A 14,549-nucleotide genomic window follows, 5' to 3' on the forward strand; every position below is an offset into this window, starting at 1 on the left:
TTTCAGAAAAACCCTACAAGCGCTGTTGCAGAAGGCTCCTGGAATTATTCACGGGTTAAACACGGGCGTGGAATGTGGCGGATTTCCGCCCACAGGGCGTTTATCACTCCGGGATTTGGCGGATATCCGCCTTGTCGAGCCGCAGTGCCCTGCTACCATCGCCCGCTCAACGGACGGACTTCAGCCATGCGCCAACGCACGATCGCCAGCCACTTCGCCCGCGCAGCCTTGGGCGGCGCGCGTCGGCAAGGCTTCGACTACTTTCCTCTGCTGCACCAGTTGGGCATCAGCCCAGAGTTGTTGGATGAGCCGCGCGCGCGGATTGCGCCCGAGCAGTTCGCGCGTCTGTTGCAGGCGCTGTGGCTGGCATTGGGGGACGAATACCTGGGATTCGGCAGGGCTGCGAGTAAACCCGGGACGTTTGCCATGATGTGTCACGCGTTGATCCACTGTCGCACCCTGGGCAAGGCCCTACAGCGCGGCTTGCTGTTCTACAGCCTGTTCCCCGACGCGCCGAGCCTGACGCTGGAAGCCGAAGGCGAGCGAGTGCGGCTGGTGCTGGACGATTCGACGCTGTGGGACCCGGATCACTTCCTGACTGAAAGCTTGCTGGTAGTCTGGCATCGCCTTGCCAGTTGGCTGATTGGCCAGCGGATCGGCCTGGAACAGGCGACCTTCGGCTACCCCAAGCCCCCCCACGGTGCCGAATACGACTTACTGTTTCCCTGTCCGCTGGTGTTCGAAGCGCGCAGCAGCAGCCTGTTGTTCCACAGCCGTTACCTGGACATGCCGCTGCTGCAGGACGAACGCACCCTCAAGCATTTCCTCGAACGCTCCCCCGCCGACCTGCTGTCGCGCCCGGACGATGGCCACAGCCTGAGCAGCCAACTGCGCCGGCTGCTCAGCCGCGACGCCGCCCGCTGGCCCGACCTGGATACCGTCGCCGGCCATCTGCACATCAGCCCACAGACCTTGCGCCGGCATTTGCGTGAGGAAGGCACCAGCTTCCAGGAGCTCAAGGATCAGCTGCGGCGGGATATCGCCATCTACCACTTGGGGCGTGCGGATTTGTCGTTGCAGCAGATCGCCGAGCAGTTGGGGTTCTCAGAGCCGTCGGCGTTTCACCGGGCGTTCAAGAAGTGGACGGGGGTCACGCCGGGGGCCTATCGGGAGTTGGAGAACTGAATGGATGTGCTGTGTTGACTGGCCTCATCGCGAGCAAGCTCGCTCCCACACTGGATTTTCGGCGTTCACCAAACCCTTGTGGGAGCGAGCTTGCTCGCGATGAGGCCAGTGGCGACACCAAGGACCCTCAGTCAAACCACCGAAAAATGAATCCTGAACGCCGCCCCGCCCAGCTCTGAATCCCCCAGGGTCAACTTGGCGCCATAGCTCTCGATGATGTCTTTCACCACGGCCAGCCCGATCCCCTGCCCCGGATGCTGGCGATCCAGTCGCTCGCCCCGCTGGAGAATCCGCGCACGTTGATCCGGTGGCACACCCGGCCCATCGTCCTCGACACTCAACTCCGTGCCGCCGAGGGTCTGGTGCACGCTGACGCGCACCTCGCCCAAACACAGCCGATAGGCGTTTTCCAGCAGGTTGCCGAGCATCTCCAGCAAGGCGCCCTGTTCGATCGGCACCTGGCAGTGCTCCGGCAGATCGAAACTGACACTGACCCGTTTGTCGCGATAGACCTTGTCCAGGGTGTCACACAGGCTTTGCAACACCGGGCGCAAGCGCACCTGATGGCGCACCAGCCCGCTTTTGCGCAGACTGGCGCGCTGCAACTGGTAGCCGATCTGCTGGCTCATGCGCTCGATCTGGGATTGCAGCACCCAAGCCTGTCCACGGTCCTCGGGGCGCCGGGCCATGTCCTCGCTGACGCCCTGCAACACCGCCAACGGGGTCTTCAAGCTGTGGGCCAGGTCATCGAGGGAGTCGCGATAACGGCTGCGTTGCTCCCGCTCGCTGTACAGCAGGCGGTTGAGGGAGCCGGTCAGGCGCAACAGTTCCCGGGGATGTTCGGTACTGAGGCTTTCCCGGGCCCCGCTTTCGATTTCGTCCAGTTCCTGGCTCAGGCGCCGCAGCGCCCGAAGGCCCCAGGTCAGGCCGATCCACAACAGCGCCAGCAACACCAACAGGGCCGCACCAAAGCCCAGGTACAGATTGTCCCGCAGCCCTTGCAGGGTCAATTCGTAGTCGCGCACAGGTTGCAGGGTGACGATGCTGAACGCCGCGCTCTGGCCGCCGAGCAGCTTGATCTCGACGTCATAGACAAAAAACTCCTGGCCGTCGTTCTCGCGAATGCGCGCGAACTGGTTGCCCTGGCCGTCATAGCGTGGCGTGTAATTGATGTTTTCTTCCTGGGTGGCCTTCGACCGCCAGACCAACCGCCCCTCGCGATCATAGATGTAGCCCAGCAGGCGGGCATCGGCGAGGTTGAAGCGCTCGTCGGGCAACTGCGCCGGCATCTTCAAGCGGTTGTTTTCCACTCGGGCGGCGGAAATCAGCGTGGTCACGTCCGAGGCCAGGCGTTGCTCGATGGATTCCTGCAACGCCAGGCTGAACGCGCCTTGCATGGCCGGCAACAAGGCCAGCATGAACAGCACCGCCAGGGTCATGGCGGCCAACATCAACCGCAGGCGAAGCGAACGAATCACTGGCAGCGCTCGTTGAACAGGTAGCCCAGGCCACGCACGGTATCGATCGGCTTGAAGCCGGCCGGGGCTTCCAGCTTACGGCGCAGGCGCCCGACCAGCACTTCGATGACATTGGGATCACGCTCGTCGTCATCGGGGTAAAGCTGCTCCATCAAGCGGTCCTTGGCCACCACCTGCTGGTGATGACGCATGAGGTATTCGAGGATGCGGTACTCGTAGGCGGTCAACGCCAGCGGCTCCTCGCCGAGGGACGCCTGCTTGCGGTTGAGGTCGAGCAGCAACGGACCGGCAACAATGGTCGATTGGGTAAAACCACTGGAGCGGCGCAACAGCGCGTTCAGCCGGGCCTCCAGCTCTTCGAACTGAAACGGCTTGACCACGTAGTCGTCGGCACCGGCGGCCAGGCCTTCGACCTTGTCCTGCCAGTTGCCGCGGGCGGTGAGGATCAGGATCGGAAACGTCTTGTCCTGCGAGCGCAGCCGGCGGATCAGTTCCAGCCCGCTGATGCCCGGCAGGCCCAGGTCGATCACCGCCAGGTCATGGTTGAATTCCCGGACCTGGTACAAGGCCTCTTCGGCATTGGCCACGGCCTGCACCACATGGCCGCTGTCGGTGAGACGGGTTTGCAGGTGGTGGCGCAACAGCGCTTCGTCTTCGACGACCAGTAATTTCATGGAGCCTCTCCCCAGGCAAATCAAACAATCCAGTGCGCACTTCAACGCAAGGCGCCGGATCGTCTTCGACCGATCCGGCTGGATACGCTCACCATCGACCGCTTAGAACGTGTAGTTGGCGGACAGGTACGTCTGGGCGCTGCTGGTCAGGTCCAGCGAGCCAACCTTGTCGCCACCGTGCGGGCTCATCTCGGTGCTGGCGTTGCTGCGCAGGTAACGGTAACCCAGTTCAACCGAGGTGTTTTGCGAAATTTGTTGCAGCACGCCCCCTTGCAAGCCCACGGCGTAGCCGATGTCGCTGTCGCGACTGAAGCCGGGAGAGTCCTGGGTCAGCTTGGTCAGGCCCGCCGTGCCGCCACCGAACAGTTTGGTGCTGCTGGTGACCGGATAGAACACATCGTAGCTGCCCAGCAGGTTTTCCTGGCGCAGCTTGATGCCGTTGTGGGTACCCGAGACGTTGTCGTAGGTGGCGTAGTAGCGGCCCTGGTCGTTTTGTTTGCCCAGTCGGATGCCATAGGTGGCGTCCTTGCCGATGACGCCGTCGGCGTTCGGGTTGTTCAGGGCGCTGTCCAGGGCGTTGGACTTCTTCACCTTGTCGCTGGTCTGGCCGAGGGTCAGGCTGGCGAAATTGTCATCGGCGTGGGCCAGGGCGCTGGCGCCCAGCACGGTGAAAGCCAACAGCAGTTTTTTCATAGCAGTCATGATCAAGTTCCTTTGCAGCGTGGATGTTTTGTGAAGTCGTGGTCACCTTAACCAGCGATCCCTGAACACCCCTTGAACGTTCTCTGAACCTGCGCTGAATGAATCGGCTAGAGTGTCCTGTCTCAGCACTTTTTAAGGAGATCCATCATGCGCAGGCTGCTTGCTGTTGTACTTCTGGCCATTAGCGGCGTGAGCCACGCCGCCATCCAGACCCAGGAGCTCCCCTACACCAGTGCCGACGGCACCAAGCTGATCGGCTATTACGCGTATGACGACGCCGTCAAGGGCCCGCGCCCGGGCGTGGTGGTGGTGCATGAATGGTGGGGGCTGAATGACTACGCCAAGCGCCGTGCCCGTGATCTCGCCGGCCTGGGCTATAGCGCCCTGGCCATCGACATGTATGGCGACGGCAAGAACACCGAGCACCCCAACGATGCCATGGCCTTCATGCAGGCGGCGCTAAAGGACGGCGCGGCAGCCAGTGCCCGCTTCCAGGCCGGTCTCGACCTGCTGAAGAAACAACCCCAGACAGATCCGGACAAACTCGCCGCCATCGGCTACTGCTTCGGCGGCAAAGTGGTGCTCGATGCAGCGCGCCAGGGTGTGCCGCTGGCCGGCGTGGTGAGCTTCCACGGTGCGCTGGTGACCAACACCCCGGCAACGCCTGGCAGCGTCAAGGCCAAGGTGCTGGTCGAGCATGGCGCCCTGGACAGCATGGTCACCCAGGACAACGTCACCGCGTTCAAGAGCGAGATGGACAAGGCCGGCGCCGACTATAAATTCGTCAGCCTCAAAGGCGCCAAGCACGGCTTCAGCAACCCCGATGCCGACCGCTTGAGCCACGGTGAACATGGCGGGCCGGACATTGGCTACAACAAGGAAGCCGATGAGAAATCGTGGGCGGATATGCAGAAGTTCTTCAAGAAAATCTTCTAATACATACCCCCTGCATGATCGCTCCCACGCAGAGCGTGGGAACGATCATTGACCACCTGCCTCGTTCACGACCTCCATTCATACAGCTCGCCCCCACTACCCAGCCTCCAGCCAACCCGGCAAAATGCCCGGCATGAAGACACTCCCCTCCCTGCCCGCCTGTTGCTCGCCTTTGGATGAACATTGGCTCTTGCCCGATGCCCTGTCCGATACGGTGCTGCTGAGCACGCGCTTCGACCCGTTGTTGCTGGTGGGCGCCGACTTCCCCAACAGTGCCATCGAGCCCCCTGCGAGCATCCAGCGCTCGGTAGCCAAGCGCCAGGCAGAATTCCTGGCCGGGCGGATCTGCGCCCGGGCGGCGTTGCAGCGGCTCGACGGCCTGGCCTGCGTGCCGGCCATCGGCGAAGACCGCGCCCCGGTGTGGCCGGCCCATGTCAGTGGCTCGATCACCCACAGTACGGGTCGGGCGGCAGCCATCGTCGCGAAAAAAGATCATTGGCAAGGGCTGGGCATGGACGTGGAAAACCTGCTCGATCCCGAGCGCGCCGAACGCCTGGCCGGTGAAATCCTCACCTCGCCAGAGCTGCAACGCATGACCAAGCTCGCCCGCGATGACCGGGCCTTGCTGGTGACCCTGACCTTTTCCGTGAAGGAAAGCCTGTTCAAGGCGCTGTACCCCATCGTCAGGCAGCGCTTTTATTTCGAGCATGCCGAGGTGCTGGATTGGACACACGATGGGCAGGTGCGCCTGCGCCTGCTGACGGACCTGTCGACCGAGTGGCGCCATGGCAGTGAGCTGCAGGCGCAGTTTGGGGTGAAGGATGGGCAGTTGTTGAGTCTGGTGGGGATCAGGGCCTGAGATCTTGGGTGTTTGGGAGGGCCTCATCGTGGGCAAGCCTTGCCCGCGATGGCGGTCGATCAGGCACCACCCCCATCAAGACCTGTCCTGATGCCTCGGCCAACTCAAGCTGAAACAAGCCCCGCCCAGGCTCTTGCTCTTGCCGATCAGCGCCCGGCCGTCATGCCAGTGGATGATCCGCCGCACGATCGACAGCCCCAGCCCATGGCCGCCTGACGCCCGGGCGCGGCTGTCGTCCAGGCGCAGGAAAGGTTTGAAAATCCGCTCCCATGCCGCTTCCGGCACGCCGGGCCCGTCGTCTTCCACATCCACCCGGCAGCGCAACTGGCCCACCTGGTAGCTGACGGTGACCCGGGAGCTGGCGTGGCGCATGGCGTTACCCACCAGGTTCTGCAGGGCGCGATGCAGAAAGCGTGGCTCGGCCTCGACCCAGGCGCCGTCGCAATCGGCGGCCGACAGGCATAAACCGCGCTCGACCGTGATCCCCACCCGCAACGGCCCCAGTTCATCGATCACTTGATTGACCAGCGCATCCAGGTCCACCCGCTGGAAATTCAGGGCCGGTGACCCCTGTTCCAGCCGCGCATAGGTGAGCATTTCGTCCACCAACCGATCCAGGTCTTCAATGTCGTGGTCCATGCCCGCCAGGTATTTGTCCCGAGCCTGGGGCGTGGTGGCGCTGCCGAGCATTTCCAGGCCGAAGCGCAGGCGCGCCACCGGGGTACGCAATTCGTGGGACACCGCCCGCACCAGCTCTCGCTGGATCGCCAACAGTTGCTGCAGGTGCTCGGCCATGCCATTGAACGCAGCGGCCAATCGTCCCACCGAGTCGGCGCCTCGGGCCGGCACCCGGGTTTCCAGGCTGCCCTGGGCGATATGGGTGGCGGCCGACTCCAGGCCACGCAAGCGCCGCTCCAATTGGCGCACCAACAGGTAGACGATCAAGCCGATCAGACTCAAGCCCAGCGCCGCGATCAGCACCAGCCATTGCGGCGGATAAGGGTTCATCTGGTACAGCGGGCCGATCTCCAGCACCCACGGCGTGCCGACCATGCCGGCGAAGACCCGGATGGAGTCGCCGCCCTTGCCCAACGCCATCACCGTATCGCCCTCGGACACACGACGGCGCTGGTCGTCGTCCATGTCCGCCTGCTCAGTGGTCATGAGTCGCAGATCGAAACCAAAACCTTTTTCCTGCGCCAGTTGCGCCAGCCGTTTGGGCTGTTCGGCCACCGGATAACGCACCAGCTCGTCGGCCAACAGATAGATGGTCGCGCGGGCCAGTTGTTCGCTGATCTGCTGGACTTCCCCCACCAACATCAGTTGCTCGGCATCATTGATCAGCCGATAGACTTTTGCCGCGTGCGGCCCGGTCTGCTCCACCAATGCCTGGCCGCGCATTACCCGGGTGCGCTGCCCGAGGTCGAGGTCGGTCTGGGGGAAAGTCTGCAACGCCAGGGGAATGCCCAGCAGACGCTCCCACACCAGCAACGCCCGGCGCCGTTCGGTGTCGTTCATCGGCCGCAGGTTGTCGGCCATCAACGAAAACGTGCCGTGGGCCAGCCGCTCGCGGTATTGCTCGCTGCGGGTCTGGTTGAGCAGATGCAGGGCCAGCACACCGAGGACCGCCACCAGCACCAGTGCCGCACACATGCCGCCATAAATACGCAGGAAGATCGAATTCACGGTGCCAGGTCTACGCAGGCTTCAGGAACGAACAGGTAGCCTTTGCTGCGAATGGTCTTGATCAGCCGTGGATGGTCCGGGTCGTCGCCGATCTTGGGGCGGATGCGTGAAATGCGCACGTCGATGGAGCGGTCCTGGCCGTCATAACCGATGCCGCGCAAGGCGGTGAAGATTTCTTCCCGGGACAGGATGCGCCCGGCATTGGACACCAGCAGCCACAGCAGGTCGAATTCGGCGCTGGTCAGCTCGATACCGTTGCCCTGCAACCAGGCTTCGCGCAGGGCGTCGTCGACCACCAGCGGGCCGAATTGCAGGCGTCGCTGCTTCTGCGCGACGCTCGGCTCCGGTTCGCTGCGCCGCAGCAAGGCCTGGATCCGCGCCAAGAGCAAACGCGGGCGAACCGGCTTGCAGACGTAATCATCGGCGCCCAGGTCCAGGCCCTGGATCTGATCGGTGTCGTCGGTGCGGGCGGTGAGCATCAGGATCGGCCCGTCATAGTGCCCGCGCACCTTGCGACAGATGCTCAGGCCGTCTTCGCCGGGCAGCATCAGGTCGAGGACCACCAGGTCCGGCTGCTCGGCAATGATCCGCGCCGCCGCCACCGCGCCGTCGCCTTCGATGGCAACGCGCAGTCCGTTGCTTTCGAGGTACTCCCGGGTCAACTCGGCCAGACGCTGGTCATCCTCGACGATCAATACCTGCCAGGCTTCTTGTTCCACTGAGGGACCTTTTGGCTGATTAGCTAAATAAGGAAAGGCGTGTCGCCAATATCACTGACAAGGCGAACCCTGTGGGAGCGAGCTTGCTCGCGATGGCGGTGTGTCAGGCACCCTTGGTACGGCTGAACCGACGCTATCGCGAGCAAGCTCGCTCCCACAGGTTGGGTCCTGCGCAACTCCCGTCTTTTTGTCATGTTAAAGGAGGATAAACACGCCCATGCATGGGCCGATTGTATAAACGTCACCTGCGCAGAAAACAAGCGGACAAATGCGTTTCGATCGACTGGGTTTTATGTGGTAATGTCCGCGCCCGCAAAAATCACCGAGCTGTTTTCGGATCGTCGAAACCGATGAAAAAAGGTCCACTCCAGCTAGGTCGCGGCCTACAGAGCCGTTCCACGATTCGCACACAAATTACGCACAGGCTTATCCACAGGTAGTACGTTGCATACCCCCCGAAAACGCATTATCTTGTAGCCCGCCGCGTAAAAAACCCTACATGTAGGGTTTCAGGCCAAAAACCAAACACAAGTCGGGCAGAGAATTCAAGCGCTTTTCTTGCTTCTGTCCAACTGAAACACCGCATTTCCCCAAGCCCAGACCGCCCCTGCGGATGGCAACTGTTTCCAGGTCGAAAACGACCGAAACGGTACGGGTGTTGCAGTCAATTGCTGCCACCCCGGCAAGCCGGTTTCGAGCCCCGCTCGCAACCTGAGAACTTCGGATGGAAGCGGCATTAAACGTCTGCTTCCTACTGTCCCGAAGTTGTTATGCCCGGCGCCAGTCGGTTGTAGTGCTTCAGGACGGAACGGTGGGCACCGTGATGGTGCCCAAACAAACATAGAGAACGTGGAGACACCCATGCACACCGACACAACTCGCGAGAACCCGCAGGGCACCGCGCCGCTGGCCGCCGATTCGAACCCGGATCTGTCCGCCACCGCGCCGGGCCAACTGCGTGTGATCAAGCGTAACGGCACTGTCGTTCCTTACACCGATGACAAGATTACCGTCGCCATCACCAAAGCGTTTCTCGCAGTTGAAGGTGGCACCGCTGCCGCTTCGTCGCGAATCCATGACACCGTGGCCCGCCTGACCGAACAGGTCACCGCGACCTTCAAGCGTCGCATGCCCTCGGGCGGCACCATCCACATCGAAGAAATCCAGGACCAGGTCGAACTGGCCCTGATGCGTGCCGGCGAGCAGAAAGTGGCCCGCGACTACGTGATCTACCGTGACTCCCGCGCCAAGGAGCGTGCTACCCGTTCCCCGGCCGACGCACCGGTCCAGGCCCACCCTTCGATCCGCATCGCCCGCGCCGACGGCAGCCTGGCGCCGCTGGACATGGGTCGCCTGAACACCATCGTCACCGAGGCCTGCGAAGGCCTGGAAGAAGTCGATGGCGACCTGATCCAGCGCGAAACCCTGAAGAACCTCTATGACGGCGTTGCTCTCAAGGACGTCAACACCGCGCTGGTGATGACCGCACGGACCCTGGTGGAACGCGAGCCGAACTACTCCTTCGTGACCGCCCGCCTGCTGATGGACACCCTGCGTGCCGAAGGCCTGAGCTTCCTGGAAGTCGCCGAGAGCGCGACCCACCACGAAATGGTCGACCTGTACGCCAAGGCGTTGCCAGCTTATGTTGCCAAGGGTATCGAGTTCGAATTGCTGAACCCGGTCCTGGCTGAATTCGACCTGGAAAAACTCGGCAAGGCGATCAACCACGAGCGCGACCAGCAGTTCACCTACCTGGGCCTGCAAACCCTGTACGACCGTTACTTCATCCACAAGGACGGCGTGCGTTTCGAACTGCCGCAGATCTTCTTCATGCGCGTGGCCATGGGCCTGGCAATCGAAGAGAAGCAGCGTGAAGACCGTGCGATCGAGTTCTACAACCTGTTGTCGTCCTTCGACTACATGGCCTCGACCCCGACCCTGTTCAACGCAGGTACCCTGCGTCCACAGCTGTCGAGCTGCTACCTGACCACCGTGCCGGACGACCTGTCGGGCATCTACGGCGCCATCCACGACAACGCCATGCTGTCGAAATTCGCCGGCGGCCTGGGCAACGACTGGACCCCGGTTCGCGCATTGGGCTCGTACATCAAGGGCACCAACGGCAAATCCCAGGGCGTCGTGCCGTTCCTCAAAGTGGTCAACGACACCGCGGTCGCGGTCAACCAGGGCGGCAAGCGCAAGGGCGCGGTCTGTGCCTACCTGGAAACCTGGCACATGGACATCGAAGAGTTCATCGAGCTGCGCAAGAACACCGGTGATGACCGTCGTCGTACCCACGACATGAACACCGCCAACTGGATCCCTGACCTGTTCATGAAGCGCGTCTTCGATGACGGCAAGTGGACCCTGTTCTCGCCATCCGAAGTACCGGACCTGCACGACCTGACCGGCAAGGCTTTCGAAGAGCGCTACGAGTACTACGAAGCCCTGACCGAGTACAACAAGATCAAGCTGTTCAAAGTCGTCCAGGCCAAAGACCTGTGGCGCAAGATGCTCTCGATGCTGTTCGAAACCGGCCACCCATGGCTGACCTTCAAGGACCCGTGCAACCTGCGCAGCCCGCAGCAACACGTGGGCGTGGTCCACAGCTCGAACCTGTGCACCGAGATCACCCTGAACACCAACAAGGATGAGATCGCGGTCTGCAACCTGGGCTCGATCAACCTGCCGAACCACATCGTCGACGGCAAGCTGGACACCGCCAAGCTGCAGCGCACCGTGAACACCGCCGTGCGCATGCTCGACAACGTGATCGACATCAACTACTACTCGGTGCCACAGGCGAAGAACTCCAACTTCAAGCACCGTCCGGTCGGCCTGGGCATCATGGGCTTCCAGGACGCCTTGTACCTGCAGCACATCCCGTACGGTTCCGATGCCGCGGTCGAGTTCGCCGACAAGTCCATGGAAGCGGTCAGCTACTACGCGATCCAGGCCTCCTGCGACCTGGCCGACGAGCGTGGCGCCTACGAGACGTTCCAGGGTTCGCTGTGGTCCCAGGGCATCCTGCCGCTGGACTCGCAACAGATCCTGATCGCCCAGCGTGGCCAGAAGTACATCGACGTTGACCTGAACGAATCCCTGGACTGGGCACCGGTTCGCGCCCGTGTGCAGAAAGGCATCCGTAACTCCAACATCATGGCCATCGCACCGACCGCCACCATCGCCAACATCACCGGCGTGTCGCAGTCGATCGAACCGACCTACCAGAACCTGTATGTGAAATCGAACCTGTCGGGCGAGTTCACCGTGATCAACCCGTACCTGGTTCGTGACCTCAAGGCCCGTGGCCTGTGGGACTCGGTCATGATCAACGACCTGAAGTACTACGACGGTTCGGTACAACAGATCGAACGCATCCCGCAAGAGCTCAAAGAGCTCTACGCAACGGCCTTCGAAGTGGACACCAAGTGGATCGTCGACGCCGCCAGCCGTCGCCAGAAGTGGATCGACCAGGCTCAATCGCTGAACCTGTACATCGCCGGCGCTTCGGGCAAGAAGCTGGACGTGACCTACCGCATGGCTTGGTACCGTGGCCTGAAAACCACCTACTACCTCCGTGCCCTGGCCGCCACCAGCACCGAGAAGTCGACCATCAACACCGGCAAGCTGAACGCTGTTTCCAGCGGCGGCAACCATGGTGACGATTCGGTCCTGGCTGCTCCAGCAGGTCCTGCGCCAGTGCCAAAAGCCTGCGCGATCGACGAGCCGGATTGCGAAGCTTGCCAATAAGCTGAGCGAGTGGGCGCGTAAAGGCGCCTACTGAAAGAACCCCCCGATAGACCGCTGGTTTATCGGGGGTTTTCTTTTGTGTAGGGAAAAGCTCGCTAAAAAAAACGGCAAAGCCTGGGTTGTGGCTTTGCCGTTTGCGTTTATCTCAACGCAACATCCGCTGGAAAGCCACGGATGCTGCGGTGGCCAGATGGCGCTTAGACCGGAAGGGTGAAAGAGTCACCGTTATTGGTGAAGAACGTCTCGATAGTGTTGCTTCCTGCATACCAGTCCTTCAGGAAAACACCGGAGTCCAGGTTGCCGCTCTGGTAATCGGCAACGTTGAAGATGTAGGCACCTGCATCAGTCTTGATAACCTGCACCTCATTGACGCTCTGGATATTCTTCAGCCTGACAGTGTCGACACCTGTCGTCCCGGTGTCTTCAATGGCGACCATGCTTTTGGAGTTGACGATGTAGGCATCCCCACCTTCCCCGCCATAGGCATCGCCAGACGCATTCATATTGAAAGTATCAAAACCTGCGCCGCCATGAAGTTCATAGGCGTAGCCAGCTCCCGTCAGAATGTCGTTGCCATCGCCGCCATAGGCAATACCGGAGGAGACAGTCAACGTATCACTGCCAGCCTCGCCGTAAAGCACACTGCCCGCGTCGTTGCCACTGCTGGACATGGTGTCATTGCCATTGCCGCCATACAGCGTATCGGCCTGGGTGCCCGTGGAAGGCGTCAATGCAAGGGTGCTGATATCCGTGACGGTGCCGCCATAGATAAAGTCATCGCCATCGCCGCCATAGAGCAAGTCGTTACCCGCCCCACCTTCCAGCTTGTTCAAGTAGGCGTTGCCCGTCAGCGTGTCGTTGAATTGCGAGCCAATCAGATTATCGATATTGGCCAGCACGTCGCCTTGCGCATCACCGCCCGACGCAGTTCCCGCGAGCAGGTCGATCTGCACCCCATCGCTGCTGGTCAGGTACCAGGCACCATCACCACGGCCCAAACCATTGAGCGTGTCGGCGCCAGCACCACCGATGAAGTTTTCCGCAGCCCCCGTACTACCAGTGAAGGTATCGGCCTGGGCAGTTCCCTGGAAAATCTCAATGGAGGTATAGCTATCACCTGCCGCGACCCCCGTCACCAGCGGCGCACTCAGATCCAGCGTGATGCCTGAGCTCTCACTGGCGAAGCTCAACAAGTCCAGGCCGGTGCCGCCGTTGAAGATGTTGGCGCCCGCATCACCGACAAAGACGTCACTGAAGTTGGAACCGGTAATCGCTTCGATGCTGCTATAGGTGTCACCTGCGGCGATGCCTGTGTGAATGCCCGTTTGGATGTTGATGGTCACGCTCGCACCGCTGTCAGCGTAGCTGACTGTATCGGTTCCCGCGCCACCGATGAGTTGGTCCGCACCAGCGCCACCGAACAGGGTATCGTTACCCGCGCCGCCAATGATGATGTTGTCCGAGGCGTTGCCGCGACCGATGAAATTGCCTGTGCCGGTATAGGTCAGGCGCTCGACTTCCGTGGTCAGGGTCACGTTGGCCTGATTGGTGCGCACCTCATCGTCACCGCCACCGGCAAACTCGCGCACGAACTGGCTGGCAGTGCCGTTGATGATGTAGACGTCGTTACCCGCACCACCATAAAACTCGTTAGTGCCCACGGCCGTGGTGAATACGTCTTCGTAGTTCGAACCGGTAATTCTCTCGAAGCCAGTGAAGGTATCGCCTTGGGCATCGCCGCCCAGCCCAGTCCCCGCCGTGGCGGACGTCATGGTGATATTGATGCCCTGTTCCGACTGCGAGTAAGAGAGCATATCGGTACCGGTGTAGCCATCCAGGCTGTCGGCTGCGGCGCTCGCGTAAAACGTGTCGTCGATTGTCGAGCCCCGGTAGGCTTCGATGCCGTCGAATGTATCGCCCTTTGCAAACCCGGTGTGTACACCGGTTTTAAGGTTCAGCGTTACGGCGCTCGCGTCCTCGTAACTGACAGTGTCAACGCCGGCACCGCCAATCAATTGGTCCGCACCATTGCCACCGATCAAAATATCGTTACCCGCACCACTGGTAATGATGTTGTCCGAGGCGTTGCCATTACCGCGGAAATTACCCGTGCCGGTGAACGTCAGGCGTTCAACCTCCGTGGCCAGGGTCACGCTGGCCTGATTGGTACGCACCTCATCGTCACCGCCACCGGCAAATTCCCGCACGAGCTGGCTGGCAGTGCCGTTGATGACGTACACGTCGTTACCCGCACCGCCATAGAACTCGGTAGTACCCACTGCAGTGGTGAAGACATCGTCGAAGTCCGAGCCCCTGATGGTCTCGAAGCTAGTGAACGTATCGCCTTGGGCATCGCCGCCCAGCCCCGTCCCCGCAGTGGCGGACGTCATGGTGATGTTGACGCTTTGTTCCGACTGCGAGTAAGAGAGCGTGTCGGTGCCCGTATACCCATCGAGATTATCGGCAGTCGCGCTGGCAAAGAAGGTGTCGCTGGATACTGAACCACGGAATGCTTCAATACCGTCGAAGGTATCGCCCGCCGCAAACCCGGTGTGTA

General features: G+C 61.5%; 10 protein-coding genes. 4 read left to right on the forward strand and 6 right to left on the reverse strand.

The window, feature by feature from the left end; genetic code table 11:
* Positions 1-186 precede the first annotated feature (186 nt).
* The gene (locus KGA89_RS14150) at positions 187-1,185 is read left to right on the forward strand and encodes an AraC family transcriptional regulator (RefSeq protein WP_223471864.1); all 999 of its coding nucleotides are present in this window, start codon (positions 187-189) and stop codon (positions 1,183-1,185) included.
* Positions 1,186-1,316: 131 nt separating this feature from the next.
* Here KGA89_RS14150 and KGA89_RS14155 read toward each other — a convergent pair whose 3' ends face one another.
* From KGA89_RS14155 to KGA89_RS14165, 3 genes are all read right to left on the reverse strand, one after another.
* The gene (locus KGA89_RS14155) at positions 1,317-2,663 is read right to left on the reverse strand and encodes an ATP-binding protein (RefSeq protein ID WP_223471865.1); all 1,347 of its coding nucleotides are present in this window, start codon (positions 2,661-2,663) and stop codon (positions 1,317-1,319) included.
* Positions 2,660-3,337: a response regulator gene (locus KGA89_RS14160; protein WP_013694070.1), complete on the reverse strand. Its 678-nt coding sequence runs from the start codon at positions 3,335-3,337 to the stop codon at positions 2,660-2,662. The genes KGA89_RS14155 and KGA89_RS14160 overlap by 4 nt, the downstream gene beginning before the upstream one ends.
* 102 nt (positions 3,338-3,439) lie before the next feature.
* Positions 3,440-4,039 (reverse strand): membrane protein, encoded by a 600-nt coding sequence (locus KGA89_RS14165; RefSeq protein WP_003204716.1) that lies wholly within the window; start codon positions 4,037-4,039, stop codon positions 3,440-3,442.
* A 147-nt stretch (positions 4,040-4,186) separates the two neighbouring features.
* Between KGA89_RS14165 and KGA89_RS14170 the strand changes: the two genes are divergently transcribed.
* Positions 4,187-4,975: a dienelactone hydrolase family protein gene (locus KGA89_RS14170; RefSeq protein WP_223471866.1), complete on the forward strand. Its 789-nt coding sequence runs from the start codon at positions 4,187-4,189 to the stop codon at positions 4,973-4,975.
* Between the two features lie 133 nt (positions 4,976-5,108).
* On the forward strand, positions 5,109-5,834 hold the full coding sequence (locus KGA89_RS14175; protein ID WP_003204719.1) for a 4'-phosphopantetheinyl transferase: 726 nt from the start codon (positions 5,109-5,111) through the stop codon (positions 5,832-5,834).
* Positions 5,835-5,909: 75 nt separating this feature from the next.
* Here the strand turns inward: KGA89_RS14175 and KGA89_RS14180 are convergent, their stop codons facing one another.
* Positions 5,910-7,520, reverse strand: a complete 1,611-nt coding sequence (locus KGA89_RS14180) for an ATP-binding protein (protein WP_223471867.1) — start codon at positions 7,518-7,520, stop codon at positions 5,910-5,912.
* Positions 7,517-8,239: a response regulator gene (locus KGA89_RS14185; RefSeq protein ID WP_003204721.1), complete on the reverse strand. Its 723-nt coding sequence runs from the start codon at positions 8,237-8,239 to the stop codon at positions 7,517-7,519. Before KGA89_RS14185 ends, KGA89_RS14180 begins: the two co-directional genes overlap by 4 nt.
* A gap of 861 nt (positions 8,240-9,100) precedes the next feature.
* Here KGA89_RS14185 and KGA89_RS14190 point away from each other — a divergent pair.
* Positions 9,101-11,992 (forward strand): ribonucleoside-diphosphate reductase subunit alpha, encoded by a 2,892-nt coding sequence (locus KGA89_RS14190; RefSeq protein ID WP_003204723.1) that lies wholly within the window; start codon positions 9,101-9,103, stop codon positions 11,990-11,992.
* A 197-nt stretch (positions 11,993-12,189) separates the two neighbouring features.
* On the opposite strand, the gene KGA89_RS14195 is transcribed toward KGA89_RS14190, so the two are convergent.
* Positions 12,190-14,549, reverse strand: a 2,360-nt coding sequence (locus tag KGA89_RS14195) for a beta strand repeat-containing protein (protein ID WP_223471868.1), incomplete at its 5' end; no start/stop codon positions are given.

The sequence above is a fragment of the Pseudomonas sp. A-RE-22 genome (genome assembly GCF_019956035.1).
GTDB classification, from domain to species: domain Bacteria; phylum Pseudomonadota; class Gammaproteobacteria; order Pseudomonadales; family Pseudomonadaceae; genus Aquipseudomonas; species Aquipseudomonas brassicacearum.